Source organism: Kosakonia sp. YIM B13571 (assembly GCF_042788095.1).
Taxonomy (GTDB): Bacteria; Pseudomonadota; Gammaproteobacteria; order Enterobacterales; family Enterobacteriaceae; genus Kosakonia; species Kosakonia quasisacchari.
Genome location: NZ_JBHZPL010000003.1, coordinates 244,603 through 264,464, shown reverse-complemented (window position 1 = coordinate 264,464; position 19,862 = coordinate 244,603). Strand labels below are relative to the sequence as shown.

Below are 19,862 nucleotides of genomic sequence, written 5' to 3'. Positions count from 1 at the left end.
GGCTATCAATGCTTGTTCATAACGTTGCTGAAAGAAATGAAGCCGCAAAACGGAGAATGCGGACATTGCTGTATTTCCTCAAGGAAGAAACATTCTCTGATTTCCGGACCTTAAAAAGAGTTGTCGGATATAAAGGAAAACATAACCATGCGATGTATAACCTGCTTAATAAAGCAGTTGCGACGGGCTTCCTGAATAAACACGAATACCCGGTATTGACCGGGAAAAAATCATTGTGGGGGATCACCATGCAGGGACTCGCGATGGTGGTTAGCGCTAATGACAAGGTTTTCCCTGCCTATTTTGAGCCGGGCAAACTCAGACACTGGACGCTGGAGCATCGCCTGTTAAACCAGCGGGTCAGAATCGCCCTGGAGGAAAAAGGCGGTACGGGCTGGCTTAACGGCGATCGGGGAGAGTTTATAGCGCGATATACGGGTGTCCGACACCGACCGGACGGCATTATTACCTTAAGTAGCGGTGCCATCGTTGCGGTGGAAACAGAGCGAACGTTGAAAACCCGCGCCCGTTACATCAGCATCATTAACAGTCATCTGGCCGCCAGCGACGCCGGACGCTGGCACTATGCGATGTATGTTATGCCGGATGATAAAACGAAAGAATCGCTGGTCAGGCTGTTTGGCAGCATCAGAACGGTGATGAGGAACAACGTTCCCGCCCCGTTTGATGCGAAGAACCGGGAAATGTTTCTCTTACGCACCATAGATGAGCTGGAAGAAAAAAACAGTGATAAACAGAGTGCCCCCTCTTCAACAGTTGGTGGTGATAACGGGAGGGAACGCCATGCATGACATTTTGACTCATGGCGACTGCCTCGACGTTCTGCGCAGTATGCCGGACAACTCTGTGGACAGCATCGTGACCGACCCGCCCTATGGTATTAAATTCATGGGGAAGACATGGGACTACGATGTCCCTTCACCGGCCATCTGGCAAGAATGTCTGCGCGTACTCAAACCCGGTGGTCATCTGCTGTCCTTCGCGGGCTCCCGCACTCAACACCGGATGGCCGCGCGTATTGAGGATGCGGGCTTTGAAATACGTGACCTGATTGTATTTCTCTATGAGACCAGCACTGCTGCTCAGGTCCTCATTGAAAGTTTGTCGCCGGACCAGCTCAAATTGCTGGATGCGGTATTTGGACATGACGGAATGCTGGGTTGGATATACGGCTCGGGTTTTCCGAAATCTCACCACGCATTAAAACCGGCACTGGAGCCCATTACCCTTGCCCGTAAGCCATTGAGGGGATCCATGGCATCGAATGTGCGCGTGTATGGTACCGGCGCTCTGAATGTCAAAGAATGCAGGATCCCTCTGGCAGAAGGAGAACCACCCTATGATTATCCGAATGGACCGGGAGGTTCCGATCCCAACCACATGTGGCGAGGCAAAAATAAAGGTGATGGCGGTATCGCCAAACAAGGAAGCCCTGATGGTCGCTGGCCTGCCAATCTTATCCATGATGGCAGTGCTACAGTAATTGCTATGTTTCCGTATACGCCTCAGCAGGCAGAAATTAGTAACGCCAGTCGGTTCTTTTATTGTGCGAAAGCCAGCAGAAAGGACCGTGGTGAGCGTAACAATCATCCATGTGTAAAGCCCACAGAGCTGATGCGTTACCTCTGCCGTCTCGTTACCCCTCCGGGCGGCACTGTACTTGATCCCTTTATGGGGAGTGGAAGCACCGGTAAAGCTGCGGCGATCGAAGGTTTCTGTTTCATCGGTATCGAACGAGAAGAGGATTATGTGAACATTGCTCGCAGGCGTATTGCGGCAGCACGTAGTACCATGATTCGTTCTAGTGATGCAGAAAGGCACATTAATTGTTGAAGTTGGGTTAAATGTCTCTAACAGTGTTAGCTCAGATTTGAACTAACACTTTTATGACTCAAGGCCATAACCTAATCTGACAGGCAGCTTTGTGCCAAAAGCGGAAGCAACTAACAGCAGTCTGAGTGTAACGACGGGGAGCAGGTCAGAATGGGTGTGGGCGTTGCCATCAGACCCCAGCCGCAGGCCCGAAACGCATCCCTTCTCGGTTCGGCGAAGCTTGCCAGCTTTAACGGGTAGCGCAGTCGGGCTGACGACCCGCCATGAACGGGGAGCTGGAGGGGGCCAGCAGTGCCGTAATTATGATTCTCAGCTACATATGAGTTGCCAGCGATACCAGCAACGCTCCGAACTGTTCATTGAATAACGTATGATTCACCGCCCTTCATCAATCCCTTGAAGTTTGTGAAGATGAACCCAAACTCAGGAAAAACTGGGTCTGTCGTCACTTTACGAACGGAGTAACATAATCGAAATACTCTAAATGAGCAGTCCGAGAAACTTTCCATCGCCTGGCATTGGCAGGTTCATCACGCTTATTAGTATGCGTTAAAATGAGGCGTCTCTTTGCTCGCGAAACACCGACAAAAAATGCACAACGGTTTTCATCTTTATCGCCAAAGAAAATCTCATTTTCTACAGCCATAATGACAACCGAATCAAACTCTAATCCTTTGCTTTTGTGAATGGTCAAAATGCGTACAGCTTGATCATCAGAAAAAAGCTTTAATGCGAGGGGTAAATCAGATTCAATCTCAAGCAATTCTGTGATGCGAGCTCGGGCATCGCGAACAACCTGTTTAAGACGCTCTTGGGACTCATAGTCCGGCGATAATGCAACAATCGTCTGTAAGCCTACATGGTTTAAGAAAGCGCGACCGAATGTCCACCATTCAGAAAAAGGAGCGTCCGTTTTTTTTGCTTCAGACACTTGCTTACGCTGCTTTCTTATTAGTTGATCTAAATCTTTTCTTGCGCTGGCCTGAATTTCTTCATCAGCAAAAGGAACCAACTGATTCATCAGGCGAATCCAGGCTTTAGGTTCCCGCTGCCCATAAAGACAGGAGAGGTAATCAACGATCAGTCGAGCCACAGGTTCGACCGTGATGTCCTGCAATTGTTGCTCATTGCGGTAAGGAATTCCGCGTTGCTCTAATTCTTTGAAAAGATGGTCAGCATATAAATCTGGCTGCTTAGAAATCAGGACTGCGATTTCTGCTGGAGGTAACTTCTCTGTGTTTATCCATTTTCCAATTAAATCAGCCAAATGGATAGCTTCACTTTGGCTATCATGAAATTCCCATGCAAAAACCTCCCCTTCATCACCCTCAATTTGCTCGTCAGGCATTACCGAGTCAGGATCTAACTTGCGAATAATTTCATTCTGAACACGCAGCAATGTTGGTTTTGAGCGGAAATTGCGATACATGTTGAGCGGAACTGCATCAAAATCCTGAGTGAAGGATTTGAAAATACCGTCCAGAGCACCTGCCCAGCCCATAATTTTCTGCTTTGTGTCACCGACTGCAGTCAGCCGAATTTGGGTTCCCTGGAATGCTAGCTTTACCAGGTCATACTGTAGATTGGTGCAGTCCTGAAATTCATCAAGGAAAATGTCACTATAAGTTTGCCGGATTGCATTTCGGGCTACTTTTGAGGTTCTTAATATCTTAATTGCATAGGGAACCAGGTCGGCGAATACTATTTCGCTACGAGACGCCCCGCTTTTCTTGTCCACAAGCGTGTAACCGGCATCCAGGGCATATTCTCCTGTGAGTACCGGCCTGAATCTATCGATGATGCGCTTGGCAAATGCGTGAAAGGTATAACTGTCAAAGCGTGAAGCCAGATCCTGTCCACACCTGCGTTCAACGCGCTCTGCAAGGTTTCTGCTGGCATCAACCTTAAATGAGATCGCCAGAATTCTTTTGGGGTATCGACACGTTCCTGTTCGCAAAAGGAAGTCAGCACGCTGTGCGAGCATTTCCGTCTTCCCCGCGCCCGGTCCGGCAGTTAATGCCAGGCAACGTTTACGCGCTTTTGCTGCTCGTTTCGCATTAGGTTCAAGCGTCAATCCATCCGCAGGTTGCCATTCATCTACAGTAATCATTCTGGCAGTTCCGTGAGTTTAGCAATAACCGCATCAGCCAGCCTGTTCAGTGAATCCGGCATGCTTGTCAGCAAATCAGCATCGTCTAAATTAGTTAACGCCTCAATATGTGCTGCGGGTTTACTGCCAAGTTTAAAGCGCTGATGGTAGGTGTTAAAAAGCGCTAATTCATCTTCACTGTATTGAGATGAATCGTTATGACTTTTTCCAAGAACAGCTTTAAGCGTTGTCGCGTCTGGCGCCTCTTTCTTAACGCCATAGGCTTTCGGAAAGGCGAGTAACATTGAAAAATCTAAATCCATCGGGAAGGAGAAATACACGCCGCGCTCTTCAAGCATGTCGAGGTAATTTTCGGAGTTCCTAATTCTATGTTCACCATCATTCCATTTTGGTATTACGTAATCATCGGGAAGTTTTTTACGCCGTTGGTGTAACGAAAGCTGGTCATTCACATACTTAATTCGTCCCCACCCTGCCGCATAGCGGGCAACATCAAGATCAAGCAGTGTGAAATAAGGAATTCTTAATGTTGCGAGCAGACGCCAGAAATGGTTTACATGCCGCCCTCCCAGTGGAGCAATCGTGATCGCGGACTCATCAACGGGCGCACCCTTGGCCTGAAGCAAGCGTGGCAACACAATTTCTTCGCTATCACCTTCACCAAGCACGACCAGCCGTGAAAAATAGATTTCCGGAAATGCCTGTACGGCTTCCCGCACAAATTTATGTGCCTCATCAGATGTCTTAGGCAATTTGATACATCTTACACACGTCTCTCGTGACCCATCGAGACGAAGATAACGTATTCGCTCAGGAGCTACCCGGCGCAGCATTGTGGGTGCATGTGTCGCAATGAGAGCTTGCGCATCCAGATTCTGTGTCATGGCGTTTAGGGAGCTTACAATGCGCCCCAGGTAATGCGGAGAAAGGCTGTTTTCTGGCTCCTCAAGGGCTACCAGTGTAAAAACCGGAGGACGTAATTTATCGGGATCAAATGATGCAACTTCTTCTGCAAGAACTGCCCTGCCAATTGCCTGAGACGATAAGACAAGAGAAAGGTAAAGCATGGACTTTTGGCCATCGCTAAGCCTGGAGAAATCGACAAGTGAGCCGTCGTGACCGGGGGTAAATGAAACCGACAGATGCCTTAACAGCGATTCAATTTCTGATGCGACAAAGGTAATTTTAGGATCGGTAAAAAAATTACCTTTATGCAGCGTTGCCCATGTTGCCTTCAAACTCTCACTGAAAGCATTCACTGAAGGATTTGCCGCAAGACTGTCACTTATTTGATCTGTCAGCCCTTTAATCGTTTCGCGCTCAGCATCCCAGCGCACAGCACGAAGTAAACGTCCGAGCAAGGCATTCGCACCATAAGTAATATGGTCAGCGGGATCGCGTCTGGCAGGCAAATAGTGTACCTGAATATGATTACGTTCAGCGCGTGGAACCTTAGAAAAACTCACTGGCAAGTCATCTTCATCAACTTCCAGGACATAAGCCAGATCATCTTCAATATCGCCATCCACTCCCATAGTTGCTGTGAGGCGGAAACGCACGCGTGGAATCCCTTCCGCCTCATCCAGTCGCATATGACTAAAATGAGGAGCCACGGTACTGTTGTCCTCGTCCTCTTCCAGTTCGGGGAATAGAAAATCAGCCTCTATCCACAGCTGGCGCTCAAGCGGAACTTCCTCCTCATTAAAGGGGACGTGAAAATCTGAACGCTGGACCCGCCTTAACGCGGGGTCGAATGCAAAAAGCCGACATAAAGCCTGAAGAACTGCGGTTTTACCTGAACCATTAGGACCAATGATATATGTAATATCTTCAAGGCTCAGTTCGGTTGGTTCATGTCCAAAAGACTGAAAACCAGATAAACGAATCGTTTCAAGCTTCATGCGTATCCCTACCCAGACGAATTAAATTACGGATCAGTTAGTTAACTTATTTCTCACTTCACGCTAGCGTTCTATTAAATCCAGTTTCCAATATGATAATTACAGATAATTCTTATTCAATATACTTAATAAATTTTAACCACGGTTTCAATGAAAACCTCAACGTCTTTTTTGTTAATTCAGTCATTCGGCAAACTCGCTACTCCCCGCAGGAGAACGTACGCGCGGAAATCGGGTAAAAGCAGCGGGTAACGACAAAGCCGCGGACTGGAGGAACAGGTGCAGACATTTAGCCAGGCGGCCTTTGCGGGAGGCCGCCCGGGTGGCAGATTTCTGCACGGCGGGTAAACTCGATGCACAAAACAGGACAGCAGAAGATGAACAGGGCACAGCCCCGGACGGCGGCGTTATGCCGGTCCGGTCATTAGCGGCCACTGTCGTCTGTGGCCAGTGAATGCGCCAGCCTCAGCTGGCTGCAGGAGTGGGTGTGGACGTTTCAATCAGACCCCAGCCGACAGGCCCGAAACGCCGAGGTTGGCGATTCGGCAGAGCTTGCCGGCTTTGCCGGTTAGCGCCGTCGGGCTGACGACCCGGCCAGACGGGAAGCCGGAGGGGTGCCACACATGGGTATACATCAATTGATCTGATCAGGGAAAACGACAACCCCACTTCGGCGTTTCAGGCTTCTCTACAAGGGGTACCAGAAATTACCCTGGCGGTACCCTTTGTTCTTCGCTAGGGTCTTTAGCTGCAGCCCTCACCGTAAGAGAGAGGCGCTGCCTCTAATCACGGTTACCTGTGTCAATGATCCGAATCTCCTATAAGGAAATACTACCCATGAAGATGTCAAAACCCCTTGCCTTACTTTTGATGCTTGGAATGTTCTCCACCACAGCACTTGCGAATGAAGCTCATGTTTGCCGTTCTGCAGCTCTGCCGCAATCTCACAAGGAATCGGGGCTATCTGACACAACATCATTTACCTGCGGAGGCGGGCTGACCGGCACCGTGCCGACACTTGCTCAGGAAGGCTGGCAGATGACCAATGTACTTGAACAGGCAGACACGTCTGCATTGTCCGCAATTAAGCCCGGTCAGATCCCCTCAAATCCTGAAGATTTAGCGAAAACGTACTGGGTTCTGTTAATTCAAAAGTGACGGGGTATTGGCGTCTTTAAACGCAGTCAACATCCGGTCTGTAATGATCACTCAGGCCGGAACACGTCGACAGGACGTTCGGACGACAACCCGATTCAGGAAAGTCTGTTTCTGAGAGGAGCCATTCGTAAAAACGATCATCAGACGATGGCAAATATACGGCTCGCCGGATTTATTCAGCCTGGATGTGATCGTGCTTAATGAGAAATTCACGCACGTCTGACGCTACGTCAGTAACCTTATTTACCTCAAAGCATTGTTCGAGATCTAATGCCTTACCATCCTCAGCAGCCTGGTTACGCCACATCACAAAGCTGTCAAACGCCCGTATGATTTGTGATGTCACTACCCACGGCTGATCAGGGTTAACTTCGACTGACCACTGTGGATACTCCACCATGAAAGCATCCATAAGATCATCTGATTCGTCTAAATTCTCATCATTCAGCGGATCATTCTCAACCAACTCGCGGTTGCTGTTGCTGGCTGCCATTATCTGAGTGTTTGCCTTACGCTTGCGTTCAGCAGCTTCAGCAGCTGCGCGTGCTACCGGATTCCCGATCCGCGCGCCCTTCTTCCTCTTACCCATGATGAACAACTCCCGGTTAAGTATCATTGCAGATGTTAGCCCAAAGTTCTGGTGACCGATGAAGTCGGGGCATATAGGCGGGAGCGACATGAATATACGGCAGCTGAATTTTTGAAAATTTAATTCTAAAATTCAGCTACATATTTTTTGGGTCCCTTAGCCCCCCCTTCTGAAAATAAGGAAGCATCAGGACAAAAAGGCGCACGCTATACTTCGGGTCAATTAAGAGGTTCAGATGGCCAGTGTTCAGGAACAAGGGCTGGAGGTTTAGTCCAGGGGTCTTCAACCAATGCATTCTGAAACCACTCGTCACGAAGGTTAGCGTGTTCAGTGACAATAAGCTGGAAGCCAGGTGACCTGCTCCCCGTTGATTCACACAGAACGCTGTTAGCAATGACCGTTGATCGCTCGTTGCAGACTGTCAGATTGAATCGTGTTCTAACAGAGAATACTGCCATATCAAGTCTGAGCCAATACATCCAAAAGGGATGAGCGGGCTCTTTGCCGCCCGCCCCCGCAACCTGTGAATTTTTCCTGACACCAGTGCCACTAAAAATTCGCAGGGGATTATACCCATAGCACCACCGCGACTCTGCCCACTGTAATATAAGGTTAAAGCCGCATTCTTTTGCGGCTTCTTACCCCCTGCCCTCAAGCTTTATCCATCAAATAACGATGCGCTTTTGATGCCGCACTGGCAGCCTTGAAAATATAGCGTTTGTCGTTCTTCAGTGCTTTCAGCCAGGAAGCGATATAGCTTTCATGCTGAACCTCTCCGACAATCCCCAGATCCGCCATCAGAAACGCGCTTCCAAGCTCGGCGATCAGCTCTTCAAAAGCATAATCCTCACTGCCGAATCTTCCTTTCATTTCACGGTTAAGACGTGTTTTACCACCGCTCCAGTGCACCAGCTCATGCAGGCCGGTGGCGTAGAAATTAGCGGCATCAGAAAAAAGGTGACGCTCCGGTAGCCAGACCTCATCTGTTGAGGGTCTGAAAAAGGCATTTTGTCCTTTCTCAATGATATTTGCGCCGCTGTTACGGAATAGGTTTTCGGCCTGCGGCAACGGGTCAAACGTCACTTCCGGGGCAACAGTTTCCGCCGTCAGTGAGAGACCATCAATTTGTTCGACGTTAAACACAGTAAAGGTTTTCAGCATCGGGATATGCTCAGTGTCTCCGGCGTCGTTTTCCTTCTCCAGCGTGGTGTAGAAAATGGCAGTCGTACCGTGCTCACCTTTGCGAACTTGTCCGCCTGCTGCCTGCGACTGTTTGTACGTCATCCAGCGGGAATCGCTGAAACCCTGCTTTGACGCACTGCACCATAGCAACATGATATTCATCCCGCTGTAAGCCGCTCCGGTGGCGTAATTGGAGGGTAATCCGGACATACCCGCTACACGCTGCCACTGACACGCCCAGAGCTTAACGTCTACTTCCAGTGCGGCAATGATGCTGTCGGTGATGGTCTGATAAATGTCGGTTTTGGTTCTGGAAAATTTCGTTTTTGAGGAGCCTGACAGGTCCAGCGGGGATACGCTGGTCGTCGCTGCGGTGTTAGGGGCGCTGGTCTGGGTATGTAGGGAAGTCGTCATGGTTTTTCTCCGTCAGTGGTGTGATTTTCGTCTTCGTATCGCCTGACGGTTCGCTTTCCCGGCTTCGTTCTGTCCCGCAAGGGCGCAGCATGCGTGCACTTCACCCTTGCGGGACGGGTTGTGTCGGGAAACGATTAACCGGAAGTAGATACGGGAACGGAAAGCTCACGGGAGAAAAACTAGACACTGAATAGCCAGACGTAGCGCCCTTTGCTCCGCAGCGGTGAAAAGTAGATTGGTGGTGTTGAGTCGGAGAGCAAGCAGCATATCGGCAGCTCAGATAGATAAGAATGCAGTACTTATTCATTGATGTGGTACCATCATAAATGATAGAAAATCCTTCTACTGTTCAGATATTAGATTACTTAAGTTATTGAAAATATCTGGAAATTATTAACCACCACTGATGACACAGTGAATGGACATTCAGAAGATGAATAAAATCGCAGTTGTTCTCATACATGGCTTAACAGGTAACGATGAAACTTGGGTGCATAGCAATGGCAACTCTCTAAAAAAACTACTTAAAACAAGTGACAAAAGAATTGAGGAACACTGTGAGTTTTATGAATATAATTATTATAGTAAATTAATAGAATTCATGGATGGCATAGTTGCGAAATATGGAAGTAATCTGTTAAGTAAAATCCCATTCGTGCCCAAAAAATTGAGCGAGAAAAAGAACAGAAAAAATAAAACAATTTCTCATCTAGCAAGTGGTCTTGAAACAGAGTTACGAGTACGTTTCAACGATCACAGTGAAATTATCTTGATTGGGCACAGTCTCGGAGGCCTTGTCGCCAAAAAACTAATACTCAAACGCATTGAGGATGGAAATCTTAACAACGTTACTGGTTATATATCTATAGCAACTCCTCATCATGGTTCACTTAAAGCTTTATTCACCAAATTTAGCAAAAACAAGCATGCCAAAGAACTTGAGCCTTTAAACGAACAGACTATGAACTTAGACACTGAGTGGATGAAAAACAACCAATCACATCCTGACTCATTATATTTGATAGCTTTGGACGATGAAGTTGTATTACCTCATTGCGCTATTCCTGCCGGAATTGACAGGAGTATTTGCTACGAAATAAATGATGAAGATCATACTTCCATATGTAAACCAGAGGACATAACAAAAACAAACTTTATCATCATTAAGAATTTCATATTAGATAAAATAACTTCTATGTTAGAGCATGCTTATTTGCTGGATGAGAAATCCACGAAACTAACATTATACGAGAAAGAGGTTTTTGTTATAAAGCTAATATTAGCCGATGTTGATGAAGGTCTCATTGATTCATCAAAGGATTCTTTTTTCCGAGCAGAGATAGCATGTAGACTTCACAGAAAAGAAGCGAAAGTATTAGAAGATATTTATGATAAGATAAAGTTTTTATATCAGCAAGAATATTACAGACGACGCAATGGCGAAATAACTAGTTCTGAATTAGTGTACAAGGTGCATAAAGAAATAAAAGATAACAACGACTCAGCGTTGAAGATGGCCTTAAAACACTTTTCTTTTCTTGAAAAGATTGGCATGTTACATCAATTAGCAAACAAGAAAGAAAGTAAGGTTTACTGGGGAGAAAACGATATTCCAGAAACCCGTTATGAGGTTTAAGATGAATATTTATCACGATGTTTTATCAGAACCACACATTAATACTTTACGGTTATGCATTATTATCAGAGAGTTGCAATATAATAAGTTAAAGCGAAAGCAGTTGACTATCAATAAACTTTGTTTCTTCAATGCTATTATCGTCAGTGATAGTTTAACAGATTCAGTACTTAGATATTATGGAGATACCGTTGTAGGGATAGATGATGACAATTATGATGAAGGTTACTCATATCATAATAAAGAGCATCTCCGGGAGGCTTTTGAAGGGGAAAGCATTCGTGATATGATATTAAAACTATCGAGTTTAGAACAAGTATCTGTTGAAAATGTAAACCATGATCTCTATCTTAATTTAAAAAAAGACATGGTTTTTTATGATGGATATGATTTGACTGACAAATGGCTTAAAAACATTAATCTAATACGATTTTGCTTAAAAAAAAGTGACCGAGAACTATTTAATTTGCTCATAGGATTGATTTATGAATAACTCACCTACGCTAATTATAGATAAACTTGAAATTATGGGTCTTACAAAATCTTATGAGATTTTTTTCAAGGATGGTATAAATATAATATGGGGAGATTTGGATTGTGGGAAAAGTAGTATTTTAGGAATTATAGCCTATTGCCTTGGAGCTTCAAACCTAGATTCTTATGAGGAACTTGAAACAAAGGCACATTCTGCACGCGTTAGTGTGACAATTAATGGCGATAAATATATATTTGAAAGGAGTCTATTCAACCCGGACTCGTATATTAAAGGGTTCAAGAAAAAAATTAACCCTGCAGGCCCATCCGTGATCTTATCTCCGGATTTAGATGGGGACGCCCCTGACGGATACATTGCTTTTTACATTATGGGTCTAATGGGACTCCCTATAGCAAAAATAAAGGTATCACCAAGTAAAACAGACTCAACCCTTAATAGAGTCAGCTTTAAAGATGTTCTTAAATTTCTGTATTTAAAGCAAAAAGAAATAGCGTCAGATACAATGTTAAATATGAGTGAAAAATATAGATATGTGAAAAATAAAGAAATATTAAAATTTCTTCTAAACATTCACAATGATCTTATCTCAGAAATTGAGGCGGAATTAGCTGAGAATCAAAAGGAATTAAATTCAAAAAAAAACGAACGAAAGGATATACTTAAATTTTTAGGTAATATAGGATTCGAACAGCTTTCTGAAGATACTTTCGTTAACGAATCATATGAAATTGAATTGACTGATTTAGAGAAGAAAATAACGGAAATAAAAAATGACTATAATTCCGCCTCAGGAACTACAGAATTAGTCGAGAGAAGGCTAAAAGAATTGAATGATATAGTCATTACATGTAATGAAGTTATTTCAAATTTGAATGATGATCTGTCTAATTTCATTAAACTAAGAAATAGTTATAATGAGGAGAAACAATCAATCACCTTATCATTAAAATTACATAAGGATTTTCATACACCACTTGATATTGATATCAAATGCCCACTTTGCAAGCACATCCAACGCTCCAACGAAGTTGATAGTACCATATCTGTAGAATATATGAATTCTGAAAAATCCTCGTTAAATAAAAAAATATTGAGCCTTAATGATTACATAGAAAAAACCAGGAATAAATTGGAGACAAACATAAAAACCCTCCAGAAAACAAGGGGCGAAATACATGATTTACAATATTCATTTGATGATAGTTATGCAAGGCAAGTTTCTGAACTAGTTGAAACCATTTCACTCCTCGAAAATTATAAAGCAAACTTGATAGCAGAGAATAAAATAAAAGAGCGAGACACTATAATACAAAATAAAATTGACATGTTATCTTCCGAGGAAAAAAATCTTCAAAAAGCAATAGATATATTGAATGTAAGACTTATAGAGGCCAAAGAAAAAAGTGAAGGGAAAGATAAAATAATATCAAAGTTAAGCAAAATATTCCGATGGTTAATGAAAAATAGCCTTTTGCAAAATGTAAGTAATTCACAAGTCAATGATAATCTTGATTTCATTGTACGCGATAAAATTTTAACAGAATTAACATCCGGTGGAGTAAGAACCATAACATCTCTTAGTACTTATATGTCATTCCTAATATTTTCTATTACTAATGACTCTAACATACCTTCGCTTCTGATGATAGATACCCCAGGTAACAACATTGGCCGCTATCGTACAGTCAATACCAATGGAGATGAAATAGCCTCTGATCAAAAAATATATGAAAGAGTATATGAACAACTATCTAAAATTAATGAACTAGCTAATAAAAAATCGCGTAAATTTCAAGTTATCATTGTTGATAATGATCTTGCCGAGTTTGCTGCAAATAGACCACATGAGTTCCATATAGCAAAACGTTTCAGCAAACATGATTCAAATTATGATTATGGTTTAATCAACGACTATAAGTCACAGTGAAAAAATTATACATTTCAGTATTAACATAATTCAGCATCTGCCTATCTATCATATAGACAAATGCTGGGTTATATTTATTTCGATTTTCCAGTACACATACATATCTTACTAAGTAAGATCTCTAGAAATACGTAATCCCACCGCATGCAGCGTGGTATATCAAAAACAGCGCCAGCTGATAATCTGAGTACAATTTGCAGATTTCATGAGGGCTGTATCCTGATCCTGCCCACCAATAGTGGACACGCAACTAAGTGAGTAAACTCTCAATCAGAGCTGACTCATGACAAAACCAGCATTAACCAGCAAAAAGCCCCGTAAACAGCACACGCCTGAATTTCGCAACGAAGCTCTCAAGCTTGCAGAGCGTATCGGTGTTGCCGCTGCTGCCCGGGAACTCAGTCTGTATGAATCACAGCTTTATGCTTGGCGCAACAAGCTGAAGAATGCACATTTCTCTTCCAAACGTGAGCAGGAAATGTCTGTTGAAATTGCCCGCCTGAAACGGCAATCGGTGGAGCAGGCAGAAGAGCTGGCCATTATCCAAAAGGCCGCGACATACTTCGCCAAGCGCCTGAAATGAAGTATGTCTTTATCGAAAAGCATCGGGCTGAGTTCAGCATCAAAACCATGTGTCGTGTGCTGCGGGTTGCCCGCAGCGGCTGGTATGCCTGGCGTCTGCGCCGCCATCAGCCCGGCCAGCGCCAGCAGTTCCGGCTCATCTGTGATGCTGCTGTCCGTAAGGCATTCACTGAGGCAAAACAGCTTTATGGCGCACCTCGTCTCGCTGATGAACTGCCGGAGTACAAAGTTAAAACCATCGCCGCCAGCCTGCGCCATCAGGGGCTGCGGGCAAAAGCCTCGCGGCGGTTCAGCCCGGTCAGCTACCGTGAGCATGGCCTGCCGGTGTCAGAGAACCTGCTGCCGCAGGATTTTTATGCTAGCGGCGCTAACCAGAAGTGGTGCGGAGACATCACCTACTTACATACAGATGAAGGCTGGCTCTACCTAACCGTGGTCATCGACCTGTGGTCACGGGCTGTTATCGGCTGGTCAATGTCATCGCGGATGACAGCACAACTGGCGTGCGACGCCCTACAGATGGCGCTCTGGCGACGTAAGCGACCACAGAATGTTATCGTTCACACCGACCGTGGCGGCCAGTACTGCTCAGCGGATTATCAGGGACTGCTGAAACGGCATAATCTGCGGGGCAGTATGAGCGCGAAAGGGTGCTGCTATGATAATGGCTATGCGGAAAGCTTCTTCCACTCGCTGAAGGTGGAATGTATCCATGGAGAACGCTTTGCCAGCCGGGAAATAATGCGGATGACGGTGTTTAATTATATCGAGTGTGATTACAATCACTGACGACGTCACAGTGCCTGTGGCGGTCTCAGCCCTGAACAATTTGAAAACCAGAACTTCACTTAGGGCCGTGTCCATATTACGCGGGTAGGATCAGTCTACCACCGAAAAAGAAGGAATTACTAGTGAAAACAGATGTGAAAGTCGGCCTTTTGAAGGAAAGACTTACCAGCTTGATGGATAAAGACAATCGCTGTGAGCGCCGCAGAAACGAGCTTACCCACCGACAAAACCTTCTTTTCAAGATACTAAGCCAGGTAATCACACGTTACAGCAGTTTAGGCTTTAGCATCGTTTTCACTGGTGAAAGAAACCTGCTGTGTCATTCTCCTTTGAAAGAGGAAAAAGCAGATCTCTTTTCTTTCCCGGTGCCAACGTTCTCAATTGTGCATAAGGTTCCCCGCTTCAAGAACAGTGCTGAGCAAGAACCAAGTTCAACTCTACCTGTTTTACTGACAGAAGAAGTAGTTCGTTTTCGTTTTAGTCCAAACGTGAATGGAAATGGAGGCATTGACTATCGTTTTGAAGAGTTCATCCCCGGTGTCTCATACGCAGCAACAGGCTATTTGTCCTGGCAAAGCAAAAGTATGCTTGACGATGGAGATTACTGGCATTTCAACGTTAGCCCTTCTGAAGGACTTCAAAACAGGCCTGTTGATCTGGAATGTGTTGAAGAATGGTTGACAAGAATGTATACGCGCAATGCGATGATACCAAAGCAATAAAGACAAAAGGGGAATCTTACGGTTCCCCTTCTTATAATTTTGTATATCCAGGCAAAGCTAATTAAAGCGTCGTGGAGATGAAAGCCGTTTAATAACTCCCCACCTGTTACATACATCCTACGCAGAGATACCTAACCTACCATTGGCACCACATCCTTTCTAGCTGCTATCGTTCAGAACCGTTTACTATCTAGATAAAAGGCATAAAAAAACCACTAAAGATGGCGTCTTCATTATGCACATCTATGGTGCTTATATATGCATAGGGTATGTTTATAGTGGTTTTCTCAACTGATTTTTTGTTTGACAAACTCATTTATAAACTCGATTGCACCCTCGAATTCAGATGCGTCACGAGCTGAAAGTTCTTGGCGTATTCTGTCCTCAGAAAATAACTTTTTTGATGTTTCAAGACTATCGAACACAATTTTTGGACATGACATTTCCTCGATGTCAATAACAGCTATAATTGATAGCATATCATCTGGATGTTTAATCACATCACCGTAGTTCTTTATTTCCTCTTTATCGTATAACTCCTGATTACCATGCCATGCAATTGATTTCAACCCTAACAAACACTCCAGATTTACTGTTGATACATTTTTAATTTCTTGTTTTGAACCCAAAATGAAACTATAAATTTCGTCGTCGAGCAATATAGCAGAGAAGTTTGAAACTCCCTCGCCAGCTTCAATGGGGGTGATATGTAATTTTTCTGACTCGGCTGCATCAAAGTAATCTGGTTTCTTTGAAAATAGCTCTATTTGACCCGGCTTATTCCCGCCTTTCAAGTCATCAGGTAACTTAAACCTATAGGCTGAACCACCGGGGTTACTGCCATTGAAAACCTTACCTTTATATCCATTCTCTTCAATGTAGTTTCTTAAGTGGATATAAAAGTTTTCGTCATTACTTTCTATAATCAAAACAATATCCAGATCAACAGTTTCACGAAACTGTACATCGAGTTTTTCAAAATGTAATGCACAGGCATTCCCGCCGATCAATATATAACCATCTGAGTAATCTCGCATGTAGTCAGAAAGAAATTCAATGCCAATCATGATTTACTCCTTACATTCTTAAGATTTTGAAATATATCCGTTTCCAGTTCGAAATATGATGATTTTACGCGAACTTCTTTTTTATTAACTCTAGACAGAGATAAAAATATCTTGTCAAGATAACCATTATTAACCACAGGTGCATAAGGGAATATTTGTAATAAGCAAACATCGTCACTTACATGTTCGTCGGTTTCCTCAAGTAGACTCAAAGCTTTGAAAAAATAATCACCCTCAATAGTTGCTGGCGTAATTGGTCTCATGTATCTATCAGTGTCGCTCATCGATATTCCCAGTTGCTGGTAGAACGGAGGGGATATTAGTGTATATTTAGATAACGCCGACTCGCCTGTCAAAAATGTGTCAAGATTTTTTATCTTCCCATTTCTGACAGGAATGAAACCGGTAGAAAGTTCTGCTATATTATTTCGATGTCGATTCCAAAGTGTTTGCCTGTCGCAGGAGAACTCAAACGAGCGAAGTTTACCCTCACCTGTTTCAACAATAATATTTCTTTCTATTAACTCTTTAATTGCTCTCGACACGGCCATTTTTGATACTTTTAAAGTATCTATAATATCAAAACTAACAAATTCATCATCAAAATAACCACATAGATAATACGCCATTAAGTATGATGGAATGACACCAAATTTTTTTTCATTATCAACAGTGATTTTCTTTTCTTTTAATTCATTTGCTTCTTTATGAATAAATAAAGATGATATAAAGGAATACTTATTAGGTATAATCCAGCCACCACCTATTTTTTTAATCATCCTTCTTGTTTCAAAATCTAACTCTTCGCTAATTATAATTAACGGAAGGTCAATTTTTGAAACTATCTTTCTAATGTAGAGGAAGTTGTTTGAAGTAAGCACAGATAGCTTATCAGATGCTATACATATGAAATCGGTGCCTTCTATTCTTATTATATAGGCAGATGCCTTTTGCCTTATTTGGAAAGGCAAAATGTCTTCTATGCCCTGTCGAACCTCTGTTTCTACCAGAAAGAATGAAGAAAGGTACTCCATTGCGTCAGTGATCAATTTCTCCATTTAAAGCCTCTTCATCTTATTTCATAGTCATTTTGCCATAGTAACCCATATGCGTTACTATGACAAAAGAGACCGAATAAACATTGTAACCATTTGAATATTATGTGTTTTATCGTAACTCATTTGAGGTTTTATGAGATATTTTTCAACCATGACACAGAGTTATGCGTTACTTATCTTATGTACGAATATTAGGAACTGTAGCATTCAACTGTGCGATGCATTGGGTTGAACAAATCATGGCCACTAAATAGAGTGGCCACAGAGAGCCACCATGTCACTGCGTTTCAGCAATGATGAGTTTCTGTATACTCGGAACATGATGAATAGTAACTCATATGCGTTACTAATGTCGATCTGATATCAAAATATTATTAACATTATGAATTTTATAGCTTTTAAAGTAACGCATTGGTTCGTTATTGGGTGAAGCCTAATGAGTTAAACATCTGCACGCGTTACTAAAATGCACCCACTACCCTGAGGATTGCAGTTTCAAATTAGGCTCGGTTGGGTCCTGATTGTTTTGTTGGTAAAAGAAACGTCGTGATAATAGGATTTGTTTGGAAGACGCGAGATTCTCCCTCGGGATTTCAGATAACATTTTATGAAAACATGAAACCCCTTTAACCAACTCGTGATGGCTACGGCCTATGCTCGTGAGCAATACCGTTTACACGGTACATACTTCTGGCAGGCTATGTATGAGTCCAGATATGTAGAACTTTGGCCAGGTGGCTTATGATCAACAGAGAATGGTGCTCAAATCCCCTGCTGCACTGGCGACCATGTATCGGTTAGCTATTGATGCAGAGTAGTCTAGGGTAAATGGCCTTCCTGGGGACAATTACTGACCAGAGGTGAAAAACGCTACCACGCCGATGGGCTTGCTCAATCCTTCACAAACTCGACAAGGATTCCCCGATATGTGAAGGGCTATCAGTAAGATCGGCATTGATTTCACCGCATGTACTACAGCGCTTACTGCTATGGCCGTTCGGCAAAACACGCTCGGACGTACCAAATCAAGTTTCGGTTTTAATTTGGTCATCACCAAATTACCCCCTAACCACATCAGCACTGACACTGATTTGCACTAAACGAGATGGCCGCCTAAGACTATATGATAATTACAGCGGCAAACAAAAATTAAGTAACCGGAACAGTTACTAACATCAATTCAGAGGACTTGTCAGACATGAGCAGACCTGTCACCTTAAACAAATCATGGTGGGAACATTTAGTTCCAAAGCAGCTTATCTGTCGCCGCCATGAAGTTGAATTTCTCATCAATGATTTTATAAGTTATTCAAGTTACGGTGCCGCATGGTTCAAGCAAGCCCAACAACCGAATGGTATTTTTCGGGTGGAACCTGGCCAGGTCGTCCCTAGCCTACATATGGTGTTTGTCGGAAAACGTCCTGGCTTTATTGCCCCGTTTGACAAGCTAAGGAATGGGCATCGTACTGTTAGGCAAGCTTCCGAATACGAGTCGGGAAAAGCACTTGGTGCGGATGAATTTGCGCTTCAGCCGATGATTTCTATCGATATTGCTACCGATCCGCTGCTCATTCAAGCCTCTGCCCAAGGTAAAACACGTATTGATGAAAGCTTGATAACACAACCCAGCCTGCTTTTCTCCATTCCGGCGCATTACCTGTTATCTCCCAAGCTCTTCCCGACTAATGCTTATGTCCTTTACCAGCATATTTTTGGTAATGGAGGCTCGTATCCTTTTGATGGTTTCTTTTATGTTGGGGTGACAACCCGCAGTTGGCAGAAACGATGGTCTGAACATAAGCGCGCCATCAATAATGGAAGTCCACTTCTTTTCCATAGCAAATTTCGGGAAGAAAAGCAGAAGGGGCGTGTTTCCTATTTGCATCATAAGGTAATGGCAATCACTGATGATCTTGAAAAACTCTACGCCGCCGAAGAATTTATGGTTGAGGGTCACTGGGACGACCAGCGTCGCCTAAACATGATCCCAGGAGGAAAATCAGGGCTGCGTTACCTGCGTGAAAATGGCATGATTAAATCGTCAATTGCCCCAATGACGGATGAGCGTGATGGCATCATAAGTACATGGCTCAAGGAACATCCGAGAAAGGGGCTGCCGGCGCCTTGGGTTGCGGAAAAATGGCGCGATAATGACTGGGCTATCGCCCAGATTTGTGGTCAAGATGGCAGATTGTCCGTAGAGCAGGTACGTGCAATCCGAGAGTTGGCGAAAGAATTCTCAGCAGAGGAGATTTTTACTCGTATTGGGGCGAAGGATGTTGAGCAGGTTATCAGGGTAATCGATGGCATTACATATTCCCGAATTAAGTAGGACCCACTTGTAATGTCCGGAGCCACAGCTGGGGCATATCCATGT

14 protein-coding genes and 1 pseudogene are annotated in these 19,862 nt (G+C 43.9%); 9 read left to right on the top strand and 6 right to left on the bottom strand.

Annotated features, from left to right (window positions below; genetic code table 11):
* The first annotated feature begins 8 nt into the window (after positions 1–8).
* Together mobC and ACFX4O_RS09610 are read left to right on the top strand one after the other, a co-directional pair.
* Positions 9–812, top strand: coding sequence for a MobC family replication-relaxation protein (gene mobC, locus ACFX4O_RS09615; protein ID WP_380208362.1), 804 nt, complete (start codon positions 9–11; stop codon positions 810–812).
* Positions 805–1,854 carry a DNA-methyltransferase gene (locus ACFX4O_RS09610; RefSeq protein ID WP_380208360.1) on the top strand — a complete coding sequence of 350 codons (1,050 nt, stop codon included), beginning with the start codon at positions 805–807 and terminating at the stop codon, positions 1,852–1,854. Before mobC ends, ACFX4O_RS09610 begins: the two co-directional genes overlap by 8 nt.
* A 445-nt stretch (positions 1,855–2,299) precedes the next feature.
* On the opposite strand, the gene ACFX4O_RS09605 is transcribed toward ACFX4O_RS09610, so the two are convergent.
* Positions 2,300–3,964, bottom strand: coding sequence for a UvrD-helicase domain-containing protein (locus tag ACFX4O_RS09605; RefSeq protein ID WP_130016506.1), 1,665 nt, complete (start codon positions 3,962–3,964; stop codon positions 2,300–2,302).
* Positions 3,961–5,865 carry an ATP-dependent endonuclease gene (locus ACFX4O_RS09600; RefSeq protein ID WP_380208358.1) on the bottom strand — a complete coding sequence of 635 codons (1,905 nt, stop codon included), beginning with the start codon at positions 5,863–5,865 and terminating at the stop codon, positions 3,961–3,963. The genes ACFX4O_RS09605 and ACFX4O_RS09600 overlap by 4 nt, the downstream gene beginning before the upstream one ends.
* Before the next feature lie 837 nt (positions 5,866–6,702).
* On the opposite strand from ACFX4O_RS09600, the gene ACFX4O_RS09595 reads away from it, so the two are divergent.
* Positions 6,703–7,023 carry a hypothetical protein gene (locus ACFX4O_RS09595; RefSeq protein WP_380208356.1) on the top strand — a complete coding sequence of 107 codons (321 nt, stop codon included), beginning with the start codon at positions 6,703–6,705 and terminating at the stop codon, positions 7,021–7,023.
* 172 nt (positions 7,024–7,195) lie between these two features.
* Here ACFX4O_RS09595 and ACFX4O_RS09590 read toward each other — a convergent pair whose 3' ends face one another.
* On the bottom strand, positions 7,196–7,612 hold the full coding sequence (locus ACFX4O_RS09590) for a hypothetical protein (RefSeq protein ID WP_380208354.1): 417 nt from the start codon (positions 7,610–7,612) through the stop codon (positions 7,196–7,198).
* A 651-nt stretch (positions 7,613–8,263) separates the two neighbouring features.
* Positions 8,264–9,208 carry an ArdC family protein gene (locus tag ACFX4O_RS09585; RefSeq protein WP_380208352.1) on the bottom strand — a complete coding sequence of 315 codons (945 nt, stop codon included), beginning with the start codon at positions 9,206–9,208 and terminating at the stop codon, positions 8,264–8,266.
* A 433-nt stretch (positions 9,209–9,641) separates the two neighbouring features.
* On the opposite strand from ACFX4O_RS09585, the gene ACFX4O_RS09580 reads away from it, so the two are divergent.
* The 5 genes and pseudogenes from ACFX4O_RS09580 (at position 9,642) to ACFX4O_RS09560 (ending at position 15,360) form a co-directional block, all read left to right on the top strand.
* Positions 9,642–10,844 carry an ABC-three component system protein gene (locus tag ACFX4O_RS09580; protein ID WP_380208350.1) on the top strand — a complete coding sequence of 401 codons (1,203 nt, stop codon included), beginning with the start codon at positions 9,642–9,644 and terminating at the stop codon, positions 10,842–10,844.
* 1 nt (position 10,845) lies between these two features.
* The gene (locus ACFX4O_RS09575; protein ID WP_380208349.1) at positions 10,846–11,337 is read left to right on the top strand and encodes a hypothetical protein; all 492 of its coding nucleotides are present in this window, start codon (positions 10,846–10,848) and stop codon (positions 11,335–11,337) included.
* The gene (locus tag ACFX4O_RS09570) at positions 11,330–13,267 is read left to right on the top strand and encodes an AAA family ATPase (protein WP_380208347.1); all 1,938 of its coding nucleotides are present in this window, start codon (positions 11,330–11,332) and stop codon (positions 13,265–13,267) included. Before ACFX4O_RS09575 ends, ACFX4O_RS09570 begins: the two co-directional genes overlap by 8 nt.
* Before the next feature lie 283 nt (positions 13,268–13,550).
* Positions 13,551–14,635 (top strand): annotated as a pseudogene (locus ACFX4O_RS09565) (IS3 family transposase); the annotation flags it as partial.
* A 125-nt stretch (positions 14,636–14,760) separates the two neighbouring features.
* Entirely contained in the window at positions 14,761–15,360 is a 600-nt protein-coding gene (locus tag ACFX4O_RS09560) for a hypothetical protein (protein WP_380208345.1), read from the top strand.
* A 287-nt stretch (positions 15,361–15,647) separates the two neighbouring features.
* Here the strand turns inward: ACFX4O_RS09560 and ACFX4O_RS09555 are convergent, their stop codons facing one another.
* Complete coding sequence (locus ACFX4O_RS09555; RefSeq protein ID WP_380208343.1) at positions 15,648–16,427, bottom strand: hypothetical protein; 780 nt, start codon at positions 16,425–16,427, stop codon at positions 15,648–15,650.
* Complete coding sequence (locus ACFX4O_RS09550) at positions 16,424–17,485, bottom strand: hypothetical protein (RefSeq protein WP_380208341.1); 1,062 nt, start codon at positions 17,483–17,485, stop codon at positions 16,424–16,426. The genes ACFX4O_RS09555 and ACFX4O_RS09550 overlap by 4 nt, the downstream gene beginning before the upstream one ends.
* Positions 17,486–18,683: 1,198 nt before the next feature.
* Between ACFX4O_RS09550 and ACFX4O_RS09545 the strand changes: the two genes are divergently transcribed.
* Positions 18,684–19,817 (top strand): hypothetical protein, encoded by a 1,134-nt coding sequence (locus ACFX4O_RS09545; protein WP_380208339.1) that lies wholly within the window; start codon positions 18,684–18,686, stop codon positions 19,815–19,817.
* Positions 19,818–19,862 lie beyond the last annotated feature (45 nt).